Origin of the sequence: Marichromatium bheemlicum (assembly GCF_012276755.1) — a bacterium.
Lineage (GTDB): Bacteria > Pseudomonadota > Gammaproteobacteria > Chromatiales > Chromatiaceae > Marichromatium > Marichromatium bheemlicum.
Genome location: NZ_JAAXKX010000012.1, coordinates 97,236 through 117,194, shown reverse-complemented (window position 1 = coordinate 117,194; position 19,959 = coordinate 97,236). Strand labels below are relative to the sequence as shown.

Annotated in this window: 16 protein-coding genes; 15 read left to right on the top strand and 1 reads right to left on the bottom strand. The window is 67.0% G+C overall.

The features are described from left to right. Positions 1 to 367: 367 nt before the first annotated feature. The 11 genes from HF203_RS09910 to ccmI all read left to right on the top strand — a co-directional run bounded on the left by HF203_RS09910 (position 368) and on the right by ccmI (position 10,266). Positions 368 to 784: a YajD family HNH nuclease gene (locus HF203_RS09910; RefSeq protein WP_168669194.1), complete on the top strand. Its 417-nt coding sequence runs from the start codon at positions 368 to 370 to the stop codon at positions 782 to 784. Positions 785 to 887: 103 nt separating this feature from the next. After that, the gene (rlmKL, locus tag HF203_RS09905; protein ID WP_168669192.1) at positions 888 to 3,074 is read left to right on the top strand and encodes a bifunctional 23S rRNA (guanine(2069)-N(7))-methyltransferase RlmK/23S rRNA (guanine(2445)-N(2))-methyltransferase RlmL; all 2,187 of its coding nucleotides are present in this window, start codon (positions 888 to 890) and stop codon (positions 3,072 to 3,074) included. A 128-nt stretch (positions 3,075 to 3,202) separates the two neighbouring features. After that, on the top strand, positions 3,203 to 3,820 hold the full coding sequence (gene ccmA / locus HF203_RS09900; RefSeq protein ID WP_168669190.1) for a cytochrome c biogenesis heme-transporting ATPase CcmA: 618 nt from the start codon (positions 3,203 to 3,205) through the stop codon (positions 3,818 to 3,820). A gap of 7 nt (positions 3,821 to 3,827) precedes the next feature. Further along, entirely contained in the window at positions 3,828 to 4,502 is a 675-nt protein-coding gene (gene ccmB / locus HF203_RS09895; RefSeq protein WP_168669188.1) for a heme exporter protein CcmB, read from the top strand. Positions 4,503 to 4,529: 27 nt separating this feature from the next. Further along, positions 4,530 to 5,288 carry a cytochrome c biogenesis protein CcsA gene (gene ccsA, locus HF203_RS09890; protein ID WP_168669186.1) on the top strand — a complete coding sequence of 253 codons (759 nt, stop codon included), beginning with the start codon at positions 4,530 to 4,532 and terminating at the stop codon, positions 5,286 to 5,288. After that, on the top strand, positions 5,285 to 5,458 hold the full coding sequence (gene ccmD, locus HF203_RS09885) for a heme exporter protein CcmD (protein WP_005221019.1): 174 nt from the start codon (positions 5,285 to 5,287) through the stop codon (positions 5,456 to 5,458). Before ccsA ends, ccmD begins: the two co-directional genes overlap by 4 nt. Then, positions 5,455 to 5,922: a cytochrome c maturation protein CcmE gene (gene ccmE / locus HF203_RS09880; protein WP_168669177.1), complete on the top strand. Its 468-nt coding sequence runs from the start codon at positions 5,455 to 5,457 to the stop codon at positions 5,920 to 5,922. Before ccmD ends, ccmE begins: the two co-directional genes overlap by 4 nt. Beyond that, complete coding sequence (locus HF203_RS09875) at positions 5,922 to 7,913, top strand: heme lyase CcmF/NrfE family subunit (RefSeq protein ID WP_168669175.1); 1,992 nt, start codon at positions 5,922 to 5,924, stop codon at positions 7,911 to 7,913. The genes ccmE and HF203_RS09875 overlap by 1 nt, the downstream gene beginning before the upstream one ends. A gap of 26 nt (positions 7,914 to 7,939) precedes the next feature. Beyond that, a complete protein-coding gene (locus tag HF203_RS09870) occupies positions 7,940 to 8,485 on the top strand; it encodes a DsbE family thiol:disulfide interchange protein (RefSeq protein ID WP_168669173.1) in 546 nt (181 codons plus the stop codon). Continuing rightward, positions 8,482 to 8,973, top strand: coding sequence for a cytochrome c-type biogenesis protein (locus HF203_RS09865; protein ID WP_168669171.1), 492 nt, complete (start codon positions 8,482 to 8,484; stop codon positions 8,971 to 8,973). Before HF203_RS09870 ends, HF203_RS09865 begins: the two co-directional genes overlap by 4 nt. 6 nt (positions 8,974 to 8,979) lie before the next feature. Continuing rightward, entirely contained in the window at positions 8,980 to 10,266 is a 1,287-nt protein-coding gene (gene ccmI / locus HF203_RS09860) for a c-type cytochrome biogenesis protein CcmI (RefSeq protein WP_168669169.1), read from the top strand. A gap of 44 nt (positions 10,267 to 10,310) precedes the next feature. Here ccmI and HF203_RS09855 read toward each other — a convergent pair whose 3' ends face one another. Continuing rightward, a complete protein-coding gene (locus HF203_RS09855) occupies positions 10,311 to 10,799 on the bottom strand; it encodes a YbhB/YbcL family Raf kinase inhibitor-like protein (RefSeq protein ID WP_168669167.1) in 489 nt (162 codons plus the stop codon). 374 nt (positions 10,800 to 11,173) lie between these two features. On the opposite strand from HF203_RS09855, the gene fusA reads away from it, so the two are divergent. The 4 genes from fusA (at position 11,174) to lpdA (ending at position 19,826) form a co-directional block, all read left to right on the top strand. After that, positions 11,174 to 13,222, top strand: a complete 2,049-nt coding sequence (gene fusA / locus HF203_RS09850; protein ID WP_168669165.1) for an elongation factor G — start codon at positions 11,174 to 11,176, stop codon at positions 13,220 to 13,222. Positions 13,223 to 13,619: 397 nt separating this feature from the next. Then, positions 13,620 to 16,274 (top strand): pyruvate dehydrogenase (acetyl-transferring), homodimeric type, encoded by a 2,655-nt coding sequence (gene aceE, locus HF203_RS09845; protein ID WP_168669162.1) that lies wholly within the window; start codon positions 13,620 to 13,622, stop codon positions 16,272 to 16,274. A gap of 32 nt (positions 16,275 to 16,306) precedes the next feature. After that, on the top strand, positions 16,307 to 18,019 hold the full coding sequence (gene aceF, locus HF203_RS09840) for a dihydrolipoyllysine-residue acetyltransferase (RefSeq protein ID WP_168669161.1): 1,713 nt from the start codon (positions 16,307 to 16,309) through the stop codon (positions 18,017 to 18,019). A 115-nt stretch (positions 18,020 to 18,134) separates the two neighbouring features. Next, a complete protein-coding gene (gene lpdA / locus HF203_RS09835; protein WP_168669157.1) occupies positions 18,135 to 19,826 on the top strand; it encodes a dihydrolipoyl dehydrogenase in 1,692 nt (563 codons plus the stop codon). Positions 19,827 to 19,959: the final 133 nt, after the last annotated feature.

Sequence of the window (19,959 nt, the reverse complement as noted above, 5' to 3'; positions counted from 1 at the left end):
TAATGAATCAGTCTGTCAAGTCCTTTTTTTCGTTGCCGTTTCCGGCGAGTTGCTCGCGATCCGTTGCGAGCCGCTTATTAAACTGGATTCCGTATTCCGTGTCAACCCTCTTTTTTTCGGCTGACTCCGTTTCGCCTTGGCGATCCGGACCGCTCCGTCCTGAGCGAGCTGCGCATTCTATACCATCTGGCGACGACGTCAACACCTTTTTTCATTCCTCACCATCATCGCCTCACGTTCGCGCGCGCGTTCATTTAGATGCGCAGAGACGAACGCGCGATCCTCCGTCTTGTCTGATGTCACAGAGGGGCGCGCTGGTTTAATCTCTCCCCCCTGCATCACGATCAACCCGAACTCCAAGATACCCATGCCAAACCACTCATCCCCGCGTCATGGCCGCACCGGCAAGCCGATCGACACCGACAAACTCGACCGCGTGGTCGCCAGCGCACGCAAGGCCAGCGACGAGCGCGCCGCCGGCTACCGCGAGCAGGCACTCAAGCTCTATCCCTGGGTCTGCGGCCGCTGCGCACGCACCTTCACCCGCGAGAACCTGCACGAACTCACCGTCCACCACAAGGACATGGACCACGACAACAACCCTCCCGACGGCAGCAACTGGGAGTTGCTCTGCCTGTACTGTCACGACAACGAGCATCAGAAGTACGAGGAGCACCTTGCGGCCAAGGCTGGGGGGCGCACCCGCACCCGCGAGGACGGCCAGAAGGAGACCACCTACAACCCCTTCGCCGACCTCGGCGCCCTGCTCAACAAGGGCGATTGAGCGGACGCAGCGCCCGCCATCCGGCGGGCGCCGTATAATCCCACCCCACGCCATCTCATTCGGACGCGCCGGCGCGCGTCACCCCAAGGAGTCCCCGCACCGCATGTCGCGTCACACCTTCTTCGCCTCGGCCCCGAAACACATGGGCGATCTGCTCGCCGACGAACTGCGCGGGCTGGGGCTCGCCGACGCCACCGAGACCCGAGGCGGCGCGCGCTTCTCGGGCAACCTGGAAGCGGCCTACCGCGCCTGCCTGTGGTCGCGCGTGGCCAACCGCATCCTGCTGCCGCTGGCCGAGTTCGCCGCCGAGGACAGCGACGCGCTCTATGCCGGGGTCACCGAGCTGCCCTGGGAGGACCACTTCTCGCCGGCGCAGAGTATCGCGGTGCAGTTCGACGGCGCACTGAACGCGACCCCGCACCGACACTACGCCACCCTGCGCGTCAAGGACGCCATCGTCGACCGCTTTTCGGCGCGTTGTGGACAGCGCCCGGACGTCGATACCGAATGGCCGGACATCGGCATCCACGTCTATGCCCAGCGCGACCAGGTCACCGTCAGCCTCGATCTCTCCGGCGGCTCGCTGCACCGGCGCGGCTATCGCCGCCAGGGCTCGGCCGCACCGCTCAAAGAGAACCTCGCCGCGGCACTACTGCTGCGCGCCGGTTGGCCCGAGCTGGCCGCCGAGGGCGCGGCGCTGCTCGACCCGATGTGCGGCTCGGGCACCCTGGTGATCGAGGGCGCGCTGATCGCCGCCGACATCGCCCCGGGCCTGCTGCGCGAGCACTTCGGTTTCCTCGGCTGGTCGGCGCACCAGCCCAAGGTATGGGCGGCGTTGTGCGAGGAGGCGCGCGCGCGCGCCGAGGCCGGACGCGCGCGGGTCGGCACCCTGCGCGGCTACGACTGCAACCCCAACGCCATCCGCGTGGCCATCGACGACCTGGCGCTCGCCGGGCTCACCGGCCTCGCACACTTCGAGCGACGCGAGCTGAGCGACTGCCAGCCGGTGCACGCCGAGGATCGCGGGCTGGTGATCGTCAACCCGCCCTATGGTGAGCGCCTCGGCGCCGACGACGACCTCGAGGCGCTCTACGCGCGACTCGGCTCAGTGCTGCGCGAGCGCTTCCTCGGCTGGCGGGCGGCGGTGTTCACCGGCTCGCCCGAACTCGGCCATCAACTCGGGCTGCGCGCGCACCGCACCCACACCCTCTACAACGGCCCGATCGAGTGCCGCCTGCTGCACTTCCAGGTCGAGGCCGAGCGCTTCGCCACCAATCGCCCGCGCCCGTTGCCACCCGAGTCACTCGGCCCCGGCGCCGAGATGTTCGCCAACCGACTGCGCAAGAACCTCAAGGCACTGCGCAAGTGGTGCAAGCGCGAGGCGGTGGACTGCTACCGTCTCTACGACGCCGACCTGCCCGAGTACGCCTTCGCCATCGACCTCTACGGCGGCGTCGACGGACGCTGGATCAACGTCCAGGAGTACGCCCCGCCGGCGAGTGTCGACCAGAAGCGTGCACGACTGCGCGCCCGCGAGGCGATGACGATGATCCCGGAGGTGCTCGAAATCCCCGCCGGCCAGGTCCATTTCAAGGTCCGTCGTCAGCAGAAGGGCGCCAGCCAGTACGAGCGCATCGCCGAGACCCGTCGCTTCCATGAGGTCGCCGAGGGCGGGCACCGCTTCCTGGTCAACTTCGAGGACTATCTCGACACCGGTCTGTTTCTCGATCATCGCGACACCCGCGCCCTGGTCGGGCGGCTGGCCGCGGGCGCGCGCTTCCTCAACCTCTTCGCCTATACCGCCAGCGCCACTGTCTATGCCGCGCGCGGCGGCGCGCGCTCCACCACCACGGTGGACATGTCGCGCACCTATCTCGACTGGGCCGAGCGCAACCTGGTGCTCAACGACATCGGTGGACGCGACCACACCCTGGTCCAGGCCGACTGTCTGCAATGGATCGAACGCAACGCCGGACAACGCGAATTCGACCTGATCTTCCTCGATCCACCGAGTTTCTCCAGCTCCAAGCGGATGCAGGGCACCTTCGACGTGCAGCGCGATCATGTCGACCTGATCGCGGCGACGATGCGCCTGCTCGCCCCCACAGGCACCTTGATCTTCTCCAACAATCGCCGCGGCTTCCGCATGGACCACACCGCCCTGCCCTGGCTCGAGATCACCGACCTCACCGCGCAGACCCTACCCCACGACTTCGCGCGCAACCCGCGCATCCACAACTGCTGGCAGATCCGCCGCCGCGACCCGGCGCGAGGCGCCGATGTTGAGTAATACGTCACCAGCGTTTAAGGTTGCCGGCTCGACCCGGCGGCCCGCAACGACCCGCCAGACGTCAGAACCGGCTGCACCCGTCCCGCGCGGGGGGTGCGCCGCAGCAATGGACCGGACCCCTGAACGACATGCTTGAGGTAGTGCAGCTCGAATGCCGACGCGGTGATCGGCTGCTCTTCAGCGCGCTGGACGTCGAGGTCGGGAGCGGTACGCTGCTGCACGTGCGCGGGCGCAACGGCAGCGGCAAGACCACCCTGCTGCGCGCCCTGTGTGGGTTGTTCACCCCGGAGCGCGGCGAGATCCGCTGGCGCGGCACCTCGATCACCGCGCTCGGCGACGACTACCACCGCGACCTCCTCTATTTCGGCCACCTCAACGGCATCAAGGGCGACCTGACCGGGGTCGAGAACCTGCGCGTCACCACCACCCTCGATGGCGAGCGCCTCGACGAACAGACGCTGTGGGCGGCACTCGCGCGCATCGGCCTGCAGGGCTTCGAGGACCTGCCGACGCGGATGCTCTCGCAGGGGCAGAAGAAGCGGGTGGCGCTGGCGCGACTGGTGCTCAGCCGCGCGCCGCTGTGGGTGCTCGACGAGCCCTTCACCGCCCTCGACACCACTGCCGTGGCGCTGCTCGAGACACTGATCGCCGAGCACGTCGCCGACGGCGGCATCGTCGTGCTCACCACCCATCAGGACGTGCCCCTGACCTCGGGGCAGGTCGCGCGACTCGACCTCGGGAGCTGAACCACCGGTGTTACGACTCTTCTGGTGCATCCTCTCGCGCGATCTCACCCTCGCGCTCAGACGCGGCACGGACGTGCTGACGAGTCTGTTGTTCTTCGTCATCGTGGTCAGCCTCTTCCCACTCGGCGTCGGCACCGAACGCGAGGTGCTGCAGACGCTCGGTCCGGGTGTGGTCTGGGTGGCTGCGCTGCTCGCCTCGATGCTCGCCCTCGAGCGTCTCTTCGCCGCCGATCACGTCGACGGCACCCTCGAACAGATGCTGCTCACCGATCAACCGCGCGCGCTGCTGGTGCTGGCCAAGATCACCGCCCACTGGCTACTGACCGGACTGCCGCTGGTGCTGATCGCCCCCCTGGTGGGGATGCAGTACCACCTCAGCGGCGCCGCCGTCGGGGTGATGATGCTCACCCTGCTGGTCGGCACCCCGGTGCTCAGCCTGCTCGGGGCGATCGGCGCGGCGCTGACCCTGGGGCTGCGCGGTGGCGGCATCCTGCTGGCTCTGCTGATCCTGCCGCTCTACATCCCGGTGCTGGTCTACGGCGCCGGGGCGATCGACGTCGCCGCCACGGTCTCGGTCGCCGACACCGGCCCCTACTTCGAGCTGCTCGGCGCCTTCCTGCTGGTGGCCCTGGTCTTCGCCCCGGTGGCCGCCGCCGCGGCGCTCAAGATCTCTCTCGAATAAACCCTCAAGCGAACGCAGACATCCGCCATGGCACTGAACTGGTTCAAATTCGCCTCGCCCGCCTCCTTCTACCCGATCGCCGGCCGGCTGATCCCGGCCTTCTGGATCATCACCCTGGTCCTGCTCGGACTCGGGCTCTACTGGGGCTTCTTCGAGACCGCCGACCGACTCGGCGGCAGCAACGCCCAGAAGGAGTACTACCGCATCATTTTCATCCACGTGCCGGCGGCCTGGATGTCGATGTGGCTCTATGTGGTGATGGTCGGCTGGGCGGCGATCGGGTTGGTGTTCAACACCCGGCTGTCGTTCATGATGGCCAATGCCGTCGCCCCGACCGGTGCAATCTTCACCTTCCTGGCGCTGTGGACCGGGGCCTTCTGGGGGCGACCGAGCTGGGGCACCTACTGGGATTGGGATCCGCGCCTGACCTCTGAACTGGTGCTGTTCTTCCTCTACATCGGCTATATCGCACTGCACTCGGCGATCGACGACGTGCGCCGCGCCGATCGCGCCGCAGCACTGCTGGCCATCGTTGGGCTGATCATGGTCCCGGTGATCTTCTGGTCGATCAACTGCCCCGACCCCAACCAGTGCGCGGCGCTGCACCAGCGCTCCGACCTCACCCAGATCGACGGCAACATCCTCTTCGCGATGCTGGCGATGACCTTCGGATTCTGGACCTATTCCTTCGCCACCAGCTTTATGCGACTGCGCGGCATCATCCTGCAGCGTGAGTCCGAGAGCGTCTGGGTGCGCGACCTGCTCGATACGGGGGACAAGGCATGAGTGATTTCTTCGCCCAGGGCGGTTACGCCTTCTTCGTCTGGGGCGCCTATGGCATGACCGCCCTGCTGCTGGTGATCGAGGTGCTGCAATTGCGCGCCCGTCAGCGAACCATTCGCGCCCGGCTTGGTCGATTGATGCGGATTCGTGACGCAGGAGCCAACGATCAATGAAGCCCCGACAGAAACGCCTGCTGTTCGTCGCCCTGGCCATCGTCGGTGTCGGCACCGCCGCCACCCTGGCGTTGACCGCGCTCAACAGCAACATCTCCTACTTTTTCAGCCCGACCCAGGTGTTGGCCAACGAGGCCCCCCAGGATCGCGTCTTCCGCCTCGGTGGCCTGGTCACCGAGGGCAGCATCCAGCGCCAGGACGACGGGCTGACGGTGCACTTCGATGTCACCGACAACGCCGAGACCGTCACCGTGGCCTACACCGGAATCCTCCCCGACCTGTTCAGCGAGGGTCAGGGCGTGGTCACCAAGGGACGACTCGGTCCCGACGGCGTGTTCTACGCCGACGAGGTCCTCGCCAAGCACGATGAAAGCTACATGCCACCCGAGGTCGAGAGCACCCTGAAGACGGCCCAGGCCGACGGGGTATCGGACACCGCGGAGACGGCCGGAGTATCCAACTGATGGTTCCTGAACTCGGGCACTTCGCCCTGATCCTCGCCCTCGCGATCACCCTGGTGCAGGCGGTGCTGCCACTGGCCGGTTCCTTCACCGGCAACCGCACCTGGATGGCGATGGCGCGCCCGCTGGCCTGGGGTCAGCTCACCTTCACCAGCATCGCCTTCGGCTGTCTGCTGTTGGCCTTTCTCACCGATGATTTCTCGGTGATCTATGTCGCCAGCAACTCCAACACCCTGATGCCGTTGATCTACAAGATCTCGGCGGTCTGGGGCGCGCACGAGGGGTCGCTGCTGCTCTGGGCGCTGATGCTCGCCGCCTGGGGCGCCGCGGTGGCCGCCTACAGCAAGAACCTGCCGTTGCCGATGGTGGCACGGGTGCTGGCAGTAATGGGCATGGTGGCGATCGGCTTCCTGCTGTTCATGCTGTTGACCTCCAACCCCTTCGAGCGCATCTATCCCGCGCCGCTCGAGGGCCGCGACCTCAACCCGCTGCTCCAGGACCCGGGTCTGGCGATCCACCCGCCGATGCTCTACATGGGCTATGTCGGCTTCTCGGTGGCCTTCGCCTTCGCCATCGCGGCGTTGCTCGGCGGCAAACTCGACGCGGCCTGGGCACGTTGGTCGCGGCCTTGGACCGCAATCGCCTGGGTGTTCCTCACCATTGGCATCGCCCTCGGCTCCTGGTGGTCGTACTACGAACTCGGCTGGGGCGGCTGGTGGTTCTGGGACCCGGTCGAGAACGCCTCGTTCATGCCCTGGCTGGTCGGCACCGCGTTGATCCACTCGTTGGCGGTGACCGAGAAGCGCGCCGCGTTCAAGAGTTGGACCGTGCTGCTCGCCATCTCGGCCTTCTCGCTATCGCTGCTCGGCACCTTTCTGGTGCGCTCCGGGGTGCTGACCTCGGTCCATGCCTTCGCCACCGACCCGGCGCGCGGCTCCTTCATCCTGCTGTTCCTGTGCGTGGTGATCGGCGGCTCGCTCGCGCTCTACGCCTGGCGCGCAGCCGACATCTCCGGGGGCGGGCGCTTCGACCTGCTCTCGCGCGAGAGCTTCCTGCTGATCAACAACCTGCTGTTCACCGCGCTGACCATCCTGGTCCTGTTCGGGACCCTGGCGCCGCTGATCTACGAGGCCGCCGGCTGGGGCAAGATCTCGGTCGGCTTCCCCTGGTTTAACAAGATGTTCGTGGCGCTCTCGCCGCTGCTGGTACTGGCCACCGGAATCGGTCCCAACACCCGCTGGAAGCATGACGAGCCGGCGCGACTGCTACGCGCGCTCTGGCTCGCCGCCGGACTCGGCATCGCCGCCTTCCTGCTGGTCTCCTGGCCCGGGTTCTCGGCGCGTGACATCGGCGTCGGCGTCGGTATCGGCATGAGTCTGTGGCTGGTAGTCACCCACCTGGCCAGCCTGCGCGATCGCCTCAAACACAAGGGCGGGCTACGTGCCCTGCGTCGTGACATCAACCCCAGCAGCCGCAGCTACTACGGCATGCAACTGGCCCACCTCGGGCTGGCGGTGTTCATCGTCGGCGTCACCATGGTCTCCAACGACGGGGTCGAGACCGATGTGCGGATGTCGCCTGGCGACGTCCACGTCCACGAGGCCTCCGGTTACCGCTTCCAGTTCAACGGCGTCACTGCCGTACCCGGCCCCAACTACCGTGCTCAGCGCGGCGAGTTCGTGGTCTATGACGGCGAGCGCGAGATCGCCGTCCTCCACCCCGAGAAGCGTCACTATCTCTCCGGCGGCATGCCGATGACCGAGGCGGCGATCGACGCCGGCTTACTGCGTGATATCTATATCTCGCTCGGCGAGCCGATCGGCAGCAGTGGTGACTGGGCGTTGCGCCTCTACTACAAGCCCTATGTTCGCTGGATCTGGCTGGGCGCGATCCTGATGGCCCTCGGTGCGACCGTCTCTGCCAGCGATCGGCGCTATCGTAGCGTGCGCAACCGCGCTCCGGCCCCGGCCGGGGCGGCCGAGGCCGTCGCCTGAACCAGACCACCGAGGTATCGAATCGAATGAAAGGCTCCAAGACCCGCGCATTGATCCCGCTGGGGATCTTCCTTGCCCTCGCCGCCCTACTCTTCTACGGGCTGCAGCTCGACCCGCGCAAGGTGCCCTCGCCCCTGATCGGCAAGCCCGTGCCCGCGTTCGAGCTGACCTCGCTGAAGGACCCGCAGCAGCGCCTCGATCGCGAGCTGCTGCTCGGCGAGGTCTCACTGGTCAACGTCTGGGCCTCGTGGTGCCCGTCGTGTCGCCAGGAGCATGGCGAGCTGTTGCGCATCGCGCGCGAGCACGACGTCCGTGTCATCGGCTTTAACTGGAAGGATGAGCGCGCCAGCGCGCTGCTGATGCTGCGTCAATACGGCGACCCCTATACCGTCTCGCTCTACGACCCGGACAACAAGGCCGGGATCGACTGGGGCGTCTATGGCGCCCCCGAGACCTTCGTGGTCGACCCCGAGGGCATCATCCGTCACAAGCAGATCGGTCCCATCACCCCCGAGGTGTGGGAGGAAGAGATCCGTCCGATCGTCGAGCAGTATCGCGCGAGGAACTCATGAACCGTCGTCATCACCGCCCCTGGCTCGCGGGGGTCGCACTCGCCGGCGCCCTGATCGCCGGCGCAGCCCAGGGCTATACCCTCGAGGAATTCACCTTCGAGGACCCAGCCCAGTTCGAGGACTTCCGAGACCTGATCAGCGAGCTGCGCTGCCTGGTCTGTCAGAACGAGTCACTCGCCGGCTCCCAGGCCGGGGTCGCACAGGACCTGCGCGAGGAGGTCTACACGATGATGCGCGAGGGCCAGAGCCGCGAGGAGGTCGTCGACTTCCTGGTCGCCCGCTATGGCGACTTCGTGCTCTATGACCCGCCGATCAAACCCTCGACCTATGTGCTCTGGTTCGGCCCCTTTGTCCTGATCGGCGGTGCCGGCCTGCTGCTGTGGCGCGCGATCAGACGCAAGAAGGCCGAACCCGAGCAAGACCTCAGCCCGGACGAACGCGCCCGACTCCAGCAACTGATCGCCTCGCGCGACACGCAACGAGACTAGCGCCCCATGCTCATCTTCTGGATACTCGTCACCGGGCTCATCGGCCTGGCCCTTTTATTCGTCGTCCTGCCGCTGTTGCGCCCGACCCCGGCGCAGCAGGAACCAGCCCAGGACGCACTCAATCTCGCCGTCTTCAAGCAACGACTGCAGGAACTCGACGCCGACCTCGAAGCCGGCTATCTCGACCGCACCCGCTACGACGCCGCTCGTCACGACCTCGAGCGCGATCTGCTCCACGACGTCGACGGCAAGTCCCAGGTACGTGCTCACGGCGCCTCAAGGCTCGGCCGCTGGACACTGGCGCTGCTGCTCACCGCGGCACTACCGGGGAGCGCCACCCTGCTCTATCTACAGCTCGGCGAGCCGACGCTGATCGAGCGCATGGAGCTGGCCGCGCGCGGCCTGCCGGCCACCGAGCAAGACACCGATCAGTCGATGGAGACGCTGGTGCAACGGCTCGTCGAGCGACTCGAGGCCACCCCCGATGACGTCGATGGCTGGCTGATGCTGGGGCGGACCCACTTCGCCCTGGAGCGACCGGCCGCCGGTCTCGAAGCGGTGACCAAGGCCTATCGGCTCGCCCCTGAACGCATCGATGTCATGCTCGCCTATGCCGAGGCGATCGCCGCCAACCGCCCCGATCGCAGCCTCGCCGGCAAACCCGCTGAGCTGGTGCAGGCGGTGCTCGAGCGCGACCCCGAAAACATCAACGCCCGTTGGCTGACAGGACTGATGGCCTTCCAGCACGGGCGCTTCGATGTCGCCGCAGCGACCTGGCAGCAGGTCCTCGATACCTTCGAGCCCGGGACCCAGGAGGCCAAGGACCTGCAGGAGATGGTCGACGAGGCCCACCGGCGCGCCGACATCGCCGCAACCAGCGCAGCACCGGCAAGCGCCGCAGACGCGCCGGCACCCGAGACGGCGACGGCGCCCGAGGCGATCGGTGCCACCCACCTCGAGGTGAGGGTAAGCCTGGACCCGACGCTGGCCGAGACGGTGGCCCCCGAGGACACGGTGTTCGTGTTCGCCCGTGCGCCTGCCGGCCCGGCAATGCCACTGGCGGCACAGCGTCTCCAGGTCGCGGCCCTGCCGGTCACGCTCAGCCTCGACGACAGCATGGCCATGGCCCCGGGGATGCAGCTTTCGGCCTATCCCGAGATCCAGGTCACCGCACGGGTCTCGCGAAGTGGCGAGGCCGCCCCACAACCGGGTGATCTCGAGGGCCAGAGCGCCACGATCGACACGCGCGAGACCACCACCACCGCAGTCGTCATCGATCACCCCCTGCCCTGACCCGCTGTTCCGGCGCGTGGCAGTCGCCGCGCGCCGGTCCCGTCTCAGTCATCCCCGCCATAGACCCCCACCAGCACGTCGCGAGCGAGGATGTGTTCCTCCATCGCCAGCAGCAGCTGATCCTTGGTCGGGGTTCCTAGCTCCTCGGGCAGACGGGTGTCGAGCGCATAGAGCCGGTGGAAATAGCGGTGTCGCCCGACCGGCGGACACGGACCGCCATAACCGGTCCGTCCCCAACTGTTGAGTCCCTGCCCGGAGCCGGTCGGCAGGCCGGCACCACTCGCCGGATCGACGCCCTCGGGCAACTCGCAGCACTCGGGCGGCAGATTGAAAAGCACCCAGTGGTCCCAAACCATCCTCGGCGCTGCCGGATCCGGCGCATCGGGATCGTCCACGATCAACACCAGGCTCCTGGTACCCGGGGGCGGGGTCGACCAACACAGCGGTGGTGATCGATCCTCGCCATGACACGTCAGCCGTGCCGGGATCTCGCCACCGTCGACGAAGGCGGCGGATTTGAGAACGAGTTCCATAGCGGCTCTCCAGTTCTGTGCTAGCCTTCTCGCTCAAGTCAAGACGCGCAAACATCACCGATATCGTCTTGATTATCGTTCATTCGACGGAATGGTCCATGGCACCAGGACGGTGAATCCACCCATCGGCCCGGCGCCACCGTTTCGAGGGCATCCGCCATCAAGTCATGCGGACCCCTGACAGACTGTGCGTCCTTCGGCGGCCGATCGGCCGCCTTTTTTTTCCTCCTCCTCCCCGCCCGACCTGGCACGCCCGTAGCGGGAATTCTCCCCGCCCGACGTTGCACGCTATACGCCCGAGTCCCGATCATGACACCATTGCTGCGACGCGACCCCGCGCCCCTGCAACACCCAGTGCAACGACGGGAGCAACGATGTCCGACCATAATGCTGATGACGTCCGTAATATCGCCCTGCTCGGTCACGCCGGCGCCGGCAAGACCAGCCTGACCGAGGCGCTGCTCGCGGCAGCCGGCGCCATCCCCACCATGGGCTCGACCGACAAGGGCACCACCGTCTGTGACCAGGACCCCCGCGAGCAAGCCCTCGGGCACTCGCTCGATGCCGCTATCGTCGGCTTCACCGTCACCTCGCGTCAGGTCAACCTGATCGACACCCCCGGGTTGCCCGACCTCCTCGGCCGCAGCCTCGCGGTGCTGCCCGCCGTCGAGACCGCCGCGCTAGTGATCAACGCCCAGGCCGGGATCGAGCCGATGACCGCACGGTTGATGAAGCGGCTTGATGGACGTGGGCTCTGCCGCATGATCATCGTCAACCAAATCGACGCCCCTGACCTCGATCTCGCCACCCTCACCGATCAGATCCGCGACAGCTTCGGCCCGGCCTGCCTACCGATCAATCTGCCGGCCGAGGGAGGCAAGCGGGTGATCGACTGCTTCTTCGCCCCCAGGGAGGATGCTACCGACTTCTCCTCGGTGCATGAGGCCCACGAACAGATCGTCGACCAGGTGGTCGAGCTCGACGAGGCGCTGATGGAGACCTATCTCGAGCAGGGCCAGACCCTCGCGCCCGAACAACTGCATGACCCTTTCGAAGCAGCTTTGCGCGACACCCACCTCATTCCGATCTGCTTCGTCTCGGCGCACACCGGTGCCGGCATCCCCGAGCTGCTCGAGGTCATCGCCGAACTCATGCCCAACCCCGCCGAAGGCAACCCGCCGGCCTTCCTCAAGGGCGCGGGCGAGCGCGCCGAGCCGGTCACCGTCAGCCCCGACCCCGGGCGTCATGCCATCGCCCATGTGTTCAAGGTGCTCAACGACCCCTACCGCGGGCGACTCGGCATCTTTCGCATCCATCAGGGGCGCATCACCCCGACGAGCGCGCTATTCGTTGGCGACGCCCGCAAACCGTTCAAGGCAACCCATCTCTACCGGCTGCAAGGCAAGGAATTGATCGAGGTCGCAGACGGGATACCGGGCGACATCCTCGCCGTCTCTCGGGTCGACGAGGTCCATCTCGACGCCGTCTTACATGACTCGCACGACGAGGACCACTTCCAGCTCGCCCGGACCGACTACCCCACCCCGCTCTACGGGCTGGCGATTACCCCACGCCGCCACGGTGACGAGCAGAAGCTCACCGAGGCGCTGCACAAGCTCGAGGACGAGGACCCCTGCTTCAAGGTCGACCACCACGCCGCGACCAACGAGACGGTGATCCGTGGGCTCGGTGAGTTCCACCTCAAGCTGCTACTCGAACGACTCGCCGACCAATTCCACGTCGAGGTTGACACCCAACCACCACGCATCCCCTATCGCGAGACCATCACCGCCCCCGCCGAAGGCCACTACCGGCACAAGAAACAGACCGGGGGCGCCGGTCAGTTCGGCGAGGTCTTCCTGCGTGTCGAGCCACTCGCACGCGGCGCCGGCTTTCGCTTCGTCGATGCCGTGGTCGGCGGTGCCATCCCCGGCAACTTCATCCCTTCGATCGAGAAGGGGGTACGACAGGTCCTCGACGAGGGCGTAGTGGCCGGTTATCCGCTCCAAGACGTCCAGGTCACCGTCTACGACGGCAAGTCACATGCGGTCGACTCCAAGGAGGTCGCCTTCATCACCGCCGCGCGCAAGGCCTTCATCGCCGCCATCGAACAGGCCCGGCCCGCCATCCTCGAACCCATCGTACACATCCGAATCAGCGCCCAGGAACAGGCGATGGGGGACCTCACCGGGGATCTCGCCGGACGACGCGGGCGCATCACCGGCACCGAGACCAAATCCTGGGGACGGGTGGTGATCGAGGGCGAGGTGCCACTGGCCGAGCTCGAGGGCTATGAGTCGCGACTCAAGTCGCTGACCGGCGGCGAGGGGGTCTACAGCATCGACTTCAGCCACTACGAACCCGTCGGTGCGACGATCCAGAAGCAACTGATCGAGGCACACCACCAACAGGCACCGGCATAGCGACGCCCCCGGGGGGCGGGATACACACAACGCCACCCAACGCCCCCGCCCCCATCCGCGCCGTGGTCACATCGTGACCGCGGGCGGCGTGGACGCTCCCCCGCCCGAGCCCCGAGGGCATTCCCCTCATGCGCAAGAGGCCAATCCCAGCAACAGCTTATCAATAGGGATCGAAAAAAGAGGATTTGAGCGGCACGCCGCCCGTACACACCTTTCTTCGCACCCCTTGATATTGGGCGGCCACGGTCACAGGCAGGGAGGTGAAGCGCACTGCGGGGCAATCGATCAGCAGGCATTAATATTAAAAAAACGGATCCTGAGTATTAATTGATCCGGCCGATCCTTATACTGCCACCCTGCTCATGCGATTGCATTGGACCTTCTTCCGGGAACCGTCATGACCAAGCAGCCCGATATCGACCCCCAGGAAACCCAGGAATGGCTCGACGCGCTCGAGGCCGTATTCGAGCACGAGGGGGTCGACCGCGCCCACTTCCTGCTCGAGCGGCTGATCGACAAGGCGCGCCGCTCCGGGGCCTACCTGCCCTACAGCGCCAACACCGCTTATCTCAACACCATCCCCGTCCACCAGGAACAACGCTTCCCCGGCGACCTGGCGATGGAGCGCCGGTTGCGTTCGTTCGTGCGCTGGAACGCAATGGCGATGGTGATCCAGGCCAACCGACTGTCGTCCGAACTCGGCGGCCACATCGCCAGCTTCGCCTCCTCGGCCACCCTGCTCGATGTCGCCTACAACCACTTCCTGCGCGCACGCAGCGAGCAGCACGGCGGCGACCTGGTGTTCCTGCAGGGGCACTCGGCCCCAGGCATCTATGCCCGTGCCTATCTGGAGGGGCGGATCAGCGAGGAGCAGCTCTACAACTTCCGCCAGGAGGTCGACGGCAATGGCCTCTCCTCCTACCCCCACCCCTGGCTGATGCCGGAGTTCTGGCAGTTCCCCACCGTCTCCATGGGGCTGGGGCCCTTGATGGCCATCTATCAGGCGCGCTTCATGCGCTATCTCCACCATCGCGGTCTGATCGACAGCGCCGATCGCAAGGTCTGGGCCTTCCTCGGTGACGGCGAGATGGACGAGCCCGAGTCGCTCGGCGCGATCTCGCTGGCTGCACGCGAGCGCCTCGACAACCTGGTGTTCGTGGTCAACTGCAACCTGCAGCGCCTCGACGGCCCGGTGCGCGGTAACGCCAAGATCATCCAGGAGCTGGAGGCGGTATTCCGTGGCGCCGGGTGGAACGTCATCAAGGTCGTCTGGGGCCGTTACTGGGACCCGTTGTTCGCCCGCGACAAGCAGGGCCTGCTGCTCAAGCGCATGGAGGAGTGTGTCGACGGTGACTATCAGGCCTACAAGGCCAAGGGCGGCGCCTATACCCGCGAGCACTTCTTCGGCAAGTATCCCGAGCTCAAGGAACTGGTCGCCAACATGACCGACGAGGACATCTGGCGGCTCAATCGCGGCGGACACGACCCGATCAAGGTCTACAACGCCTATCTCGCTGCGACCACGGCGAACGGCAAGCCCACCGTGATCCTGGCCAAGACGGTCAAGGGCTACGGCATGGGCGTGGCCGGCGAGGGCATGAACATCACCCACTCGCAGAAGAAGATGGGCGAGGTCGCGCTCAAGGCCTTCCGCGATCGCTTCAACATCCCCATCTCCGACGACCAGATCGGTGCTGCGCCCTTTTACAAACCCGCCGACGACAGCCCCGAGATGGCCTATCTGCGCGAGCACGAGGCCCGGCGCGGCGGCCACCTGCCGGCACGCCGGGTCGAGGCCCCGGCGCTCGAGATCCCGCCGCTGGCGCGCTTCGAGTCGCTGCTGCAGGGCAGCGGCGAGAAGGAGATGTCGACCACCATGGCCTTCGTGCGGCTGCTCACCCTGATCATCCGCGACCCCGAGATCGGTCGTTACGTCGTCCCCATCGTCCCCGACGAGGCGCGCACCTTCGGCATGGAGGGGATGTTCCGCCAGCTCGGCATCTACTCCTCGCAGGGACAGCTCTACGAGCCGGTCGACGCCGATCAGGTGATGTTCTACCGCGAGGACAAGCAGGGGCAGATCCTCCAGGAGGGGATCAACGAGGCCGGCGCCATGTCCTCCTGGATCGCCGCGGCCACGGCCTACGCCAACCACGGCCAGAGCATGATCCCCTTCTACATCTACTACTCGATGTTCGGCTTCCAGCGCATCGGCGACCTGGCCTGGGCTGCCGGTGACATGCGCGCGCGCGGTTTTCTCATCGGCGGCACCGCCGGGCGCACCACCCTCGCCGGCGAGGGGCTGCAGCACCAGGACGGTCACAGCCCGGTGCTCGCCGCCACCATCCCCAACTGCATTACCTACGACCCTGCCTACGCCTACGAACTGGCGGTGATCGTGCAGGACGGGATGCGGCGGATGTACCAGGCGCAGGAGGACCGCTTCTACTACATCACCGCGATGAACGAGAACTACGTCCAACCGCCGATGCCCGAGGGCGCCGAGACCGGCATCCTCAAGGGGCTGCATCGCGTCCATGTCGCCGAGCAGGGTGCACACCGGGTACAGCTACTCGGCGCCGGCACCATCCTGCGCGAGACCCTCGCCGCCGCCGAGTTGCTGGCACGCGACTTCGACATCGCCGCCGACGTGTGGAGCGCGACCAGCTTCAACGAGTTGCGCCGCGACGGTATCGCAGTCGAGCGCTGGAACCGACTCCACCCCGAGCAACCCCCGCGCACCAGCTATGTCGAGACCCAGCTCGCCGCCACCGAGGGACCGGTGATCGCCGCCACCGACTATATCCGCGCCTATGCCGAGCAGATCCGCCCGCACGTCCCGCGCGCCTATGTCACCCTCGGCACCGACGGCTTCGGGCGCAGCGATACCCGCAGCCAGCTGCGCCGCTTCTTCGAGGTCAATCGCCACTACATCGCGCTCGCCGCGCTCAAGGCCCTCGCCGACGCCGGCACCCTCCCACCGACGCGGGTCAGCGAGGCGATCGAGCGCTATCGGATCGACCCGGAAAAACCCAACCCGACGACGGTCTGAGACCGCCCGTACAGAGCATTGGAGGACATCGAGTGGCCACCGTCGAAGACATCCTGCTGCCCGACATTGGGGACTTCGCCGATGTCGAGATCATCGAGATCCTGGTCGCCCCCGGCGACCGCATCGAGGCCGAGCAATCCATCCTGACCCTCGAGAGCGACAAGGCGACGATCGAGATCCCGGCGCCGCGCGCCGGGGTGGTCGAACACCTCAAGGTCGCCGTCGGCGACCGGGTGAGCATGGGTGCCCCACTACTCAGCATCAGCACCGAGGACACCACAACGAAGGCGCAGCCCCCCGAGCCCGCGCTCGAACCGCCCCCTCCTGGCGCTACGTCGTCCACCATGGCGGCGACACAGACGCCGGCGCCAAGCGCAGCGCCCGCCGCCGCGACGACGACGGAGGACGCTGCGGTGTTGCTGCCAGACATCGGCGACTTCACCGACATCCCGGTCATCGAGATCCTGGTCGCCCCCGGCGACCGGGTCGAGCTCGACCAGTCGCTGCTCACCTTGGAGAGCGACAAGGCGACTATGGAGATCCCCGCCCCCACCGCCGGGGTGGTCAGCGAGCTTGCGGTCGCCGTCGGCGACACCCTCAACACCGGCGACCTGATCCTGATGCTGCGCGCCGACGCCCCTGCCGAGACCGGCGAACCCGCAACACCCGAACCGATCCCACCGAGCACCGGCCCCACCACCGACAGCGCAGCGCCGTCGCCGTCGCCGTCGCCGTCGCCGTCCATACCCAGCGCTGCGCCGCAGCCGGGCGAGACGGTGCCACGCAAGGCCCCAGTGCTACCACGCCCCGAGGACGTCGCCGCGATTGCCCGCGGGCGCAAGGCCCACGCCAGTCCGGCGGTGCGCCGCTTCGCCCGCGAGCTCGGTGTCGAACTCGGCGCGATCACGGGGTCTGGCCCCAAGGGGCGGGTGCTCAAGGAGGATGTCCGCGCCTTCGTCAAACAGGCACTTACGGCCACATCGCTGTCTCCCAACGCATCGAGCCGCTCCCCTGCGACGACGCCAGCCCAACCCGACCCTGCCCGCTTCGGCCCGGTCGAACGGGTCGAACTCGGGCGCATCCGCCGGATCAGCGCACGCCACCTGCACCACAGCTGGACCAGCATCCCCCATGTCACCCAGTTCGACGAGGCCGACATCACCGAACTCGAGGCCTTCCGCGCCACCCACAAGCGCGCGCCCGAGGAGACCGGTGCCAAGCTCACCCTGCTCCCCTTTCTGCTCAAGGCGGTGGCCACCGCGCTGGCACGGATGCCGATCCTCAAGGCCATGCTCGATGATGACGGCGAACACCTGATCCACCGCCACTACACCCATATTGGCGTAGCCGTCGACACCCCCAACGGGCTGGTGGTGCCGGTGGTGCGCGACGTCGATCACAAGGGACTGCGTACACTCGCCGACGAACTCGCCGACCTCAGCGTGCGGGCCCGGGCTCAGCGACTGCGCCCCGACGAGATGCAGGGCGGCTGCTTCACTATCTCCAGCCTCGGCGGCATCGGTGGCACCGCCTTCACTCCCATCGTCAACGCCCCAGAGGTCGCCATCCTCGGCGTCTCCCGCGCCGCCACTCGTCCGGCCTGGGACGGCGAGCGTTTCGTCCCCCGCCTGCAGCTGCCGCTCTCGCTCTCCTACGATCACCGGGTGGTCGACGGCGCCGACGCGGCCCGCTTCATCACCGAACTCAGTACACTGCTCGGCGACATTCGCCAACTGCTACTGTGACCCACTGATCCCGAGGGGCAGCCTTCGCCTGGCCCCTGGGATCGTATAGGATGAGGCGCCGAACCCGAGAACCCATAGAGCGCCCATCGCGGCCCATCGAGAAGCAAGTAGACTTATGAGCGACACCATCAAGGTCACGGTCCCGGACATCGGGGATTTCAAGGATGTGGAGGTCATCGAGGTCCTGGTCGCCCCTGGCGACACGGTGCAACAGGAGGCCTCGCTGATCACACTGGAGAGCGACAAGGCGACCATGGAGATCCCCGCACCGCACGCCGGGCGTGTTCAGGAGATCCATCTCGGCGTCGGTGACCGGGTCTCGCAGGGCGCCACCATCCTGACCCTGGCGCCACTGGCCACCGATTCGGCAACCGAGACCGAGGCGACCGCGCAACCCGGCGAGCAGGTCACCGAGGTGGTGGTGCTGGGCGCCGGCCCCGGCGGCTACAGCGCCGCTTTCCGTGCCGCCGACCTGGGCAAGCGCGTCACCCTGATCGAGCGTCACGCGACCCTCGGCGGGGTCTGTCTCAACGTCGGCTGCATCCCCTCCAAGGCGCTGCTGCACACCGCCGCGATCATCGACGAGGCCAAGGCGCTCAGCGCCATGGGCGTGACCTTCGCCACCCCCGAGATCGACCTCGACAAGATGCGCGCCGGCAAGGACAAGGTGGTGGCCAAGCTCACCAGCGGACTGGCCGGCATGGCCAAGCAGCGCGGGGTCGAGGTAATCCAGGGCACGGGCCGGTTCAGCGGCCCCAACCGCATCCTCGTCGACACCGCCGAGGGAGAACGCGCCGTGCGCTTCGATCACTGCATCATCGCCTGCGGCTCCTCGCCGATGACCATCCCCGGCTTCCCACACGACGACCCCCGGGTGATGGACTCGACCGACGCGCTCGAGATCCGCGACATCCCCGAGCGCATGCTGATCGTCGGCGGCGGCATCATCGGATTGGAAATGGCCACCGTCTATGCCGCGCTCGGCACCGAGATCGACGTGGTCGAGCTGCAGTCGCAGCTGATGCCGGGGTGCGACACCGATCTCGTGCGCAGCTTCGAGAAGGTCGCCAAGAAGCGCTACCGCAAGCTGATGCTCGAGACCAAGGTCGCGGCGATGACCGCCGCCGATGATGGCATCCAGGTCCGCTTCGAGGGCAAGCACGACGGCGAGGAGACCTACGACAAGGTGCTGGTCGCCGTCGGTCGCCGCCCCAATGGCGCGCTGATCGACGCCGAGGCGGCGGGCGTCGAGGTCGACCAGCACGGCTTCATCAAGGTCGATCAGCACATGCGCACCAATGTCCCGCACATCTATGCCATCGGCGACGTGGTCGGCGGCCCGATGCTCGCCCACAAGGCCACCCACGAGGCCAAGGTCGCCGCCGAGGTGATCGCCGGACAGCCGGCGCTGTTCGACCCGCTCACCATCCCCTCGGTGGCCTATACCGATCCCGAGGTCGCCTGGATGGGACTGACCGAGACCAAGGCCAAGGCCGAGGGCATCGCCTACGAAAAGGGGGTCTTCCCCTGGGCGGCAAGCGGTCGTGCGCTCGGCATCCATCGCACCGAGGGCATGACCAAGCTGCTGTTCGACCCCGAGACCAAGCGCATCCTCGGCGCCGGGATCGTCGGCCCCAACGCCGGCGAGCTGATCGGCGAGGCGGTGCTCGCGCTCGAGATGGGCGCCGACATGGAGGACATCGCCCTCACCATCCACCCCCATCCGACGCTCAACGAGACCATCGGGCTGGCCGCCGAGATGGCGCACGGCTCGATCACCGATCTGCTCCCGCCGAAACAGCGCTGACCTCGAGCCAACGCGCGTCGCGGCCCACCAGGGCGCGCGGCGCGCAATCCCGCCCCGCTCCCAGACCAGACAACATGGCGAGATGCCGCCGGCGCACGCGTCTATCGGACACGTAAACACCCCCGACAGGTCG

What these genes read in the sequence shown, in the direction of transcription:
- ccmI (WP_168669169.1), top strand. Translation starts at nt 8,980, where the DNA reads ATGCTCATCTTCTGGATACTCGTCACCGGGCTCATCGGCCTGGCCCTT.
- rlmKL (WP_168669192.1), top strand. Translation starts at nt 888, where the DNA reads ATGTCGCGTCACACCTTCTTCGCCTCGGCCCCGAAACACATGGGCGAT.
- HF203_RS09875 (WP_168669175.1), top strand. Translation starts at nt 5,922, where the DNA reads ATGGTTCCTGAACTCGGGCACTTCGCCCTGATCCTCGCCCTCGCGATC.
- ccmE (WP_168669177.1), top strand. Translation starts at nt 5,455, where the DNA reads ATGAAGCCCCGACAGAAACGCCTGCTGTTCGTCGCCCTGGCCATCGTC.
- ccmD (WP_005221019.1), top strand. Translation starts at nt 5,285, where the DNA reads ATGAGTGATTTCTTCGCCCAGGGCGGTTACGCCTTCTTCGTCTGGGGC.
- ccsA (WP_168669186.1), top strand. Translation starts at nt 4,530, where the DNA reads ATGGCACTGAACTGGTTCAAATTCGCCTCGCCCGCCTCCTTCTACCCG.
- HF203_RS09855 (WP_168669167.1), bottom strand. Translation starts at nt 10,799, where the DNA reads ATGGAACTCGTTCTCAAATCCGCCGCCTTCGTCGACGGTGGCGAGATC.
- ccmA (WP_168669190.1), top strand. Translation starts at nt 3,203, where the DNA reads ATGCTTGAGGTAGTGCAGCTCGAATGCCGACGCGGTGATCGGCTGCTC.
- HF203_RS09865 (WP_168669171.1), top strand. Translation starts at nt 8,482, where the DNA reads ATGAACCGTCGTCATCACCGCCCCTGGCTCGCGGGGGTCGCACTCGCC.
- aceE (WP_168669162.1), top strand. Translation starts at nt 13,620, where the DNA reads ATGACCAAGCAGCCCGATATCGACCCCCAGGAAACCCAGGAATGGCTC.
- HF203_RS09910 (WP_168669194.1), top strand. Translation starts at nt 368, where the DNA reads ATGCCAAACCACTCATCCCCGCGTCATGGCCGCACCGGCAAGCCGATC.
- HF203_RS09870 (WP_168669173.1), top strand. Translation starts at nt 7,940, where the DNA reads ATGAAAGGCTCCAAGACCCGCGCATTGATCCCGCTGGGGATCTTCCTT.
- lpdA (WP_168669157.1), top strand. Translation starts at nt 18,135, where the DNA reads ATGAGCGACACCATCAAGGTCACGGTCCCGGACATCGGGGATTTCAAG.
- fusA (WP_168669165.1), top strand. Translation starts at nt 11,174, where the DNA reads ATGTCCGACCATAATGCTGATGACGTCCGTAATATCGCCCTGCTCGGT.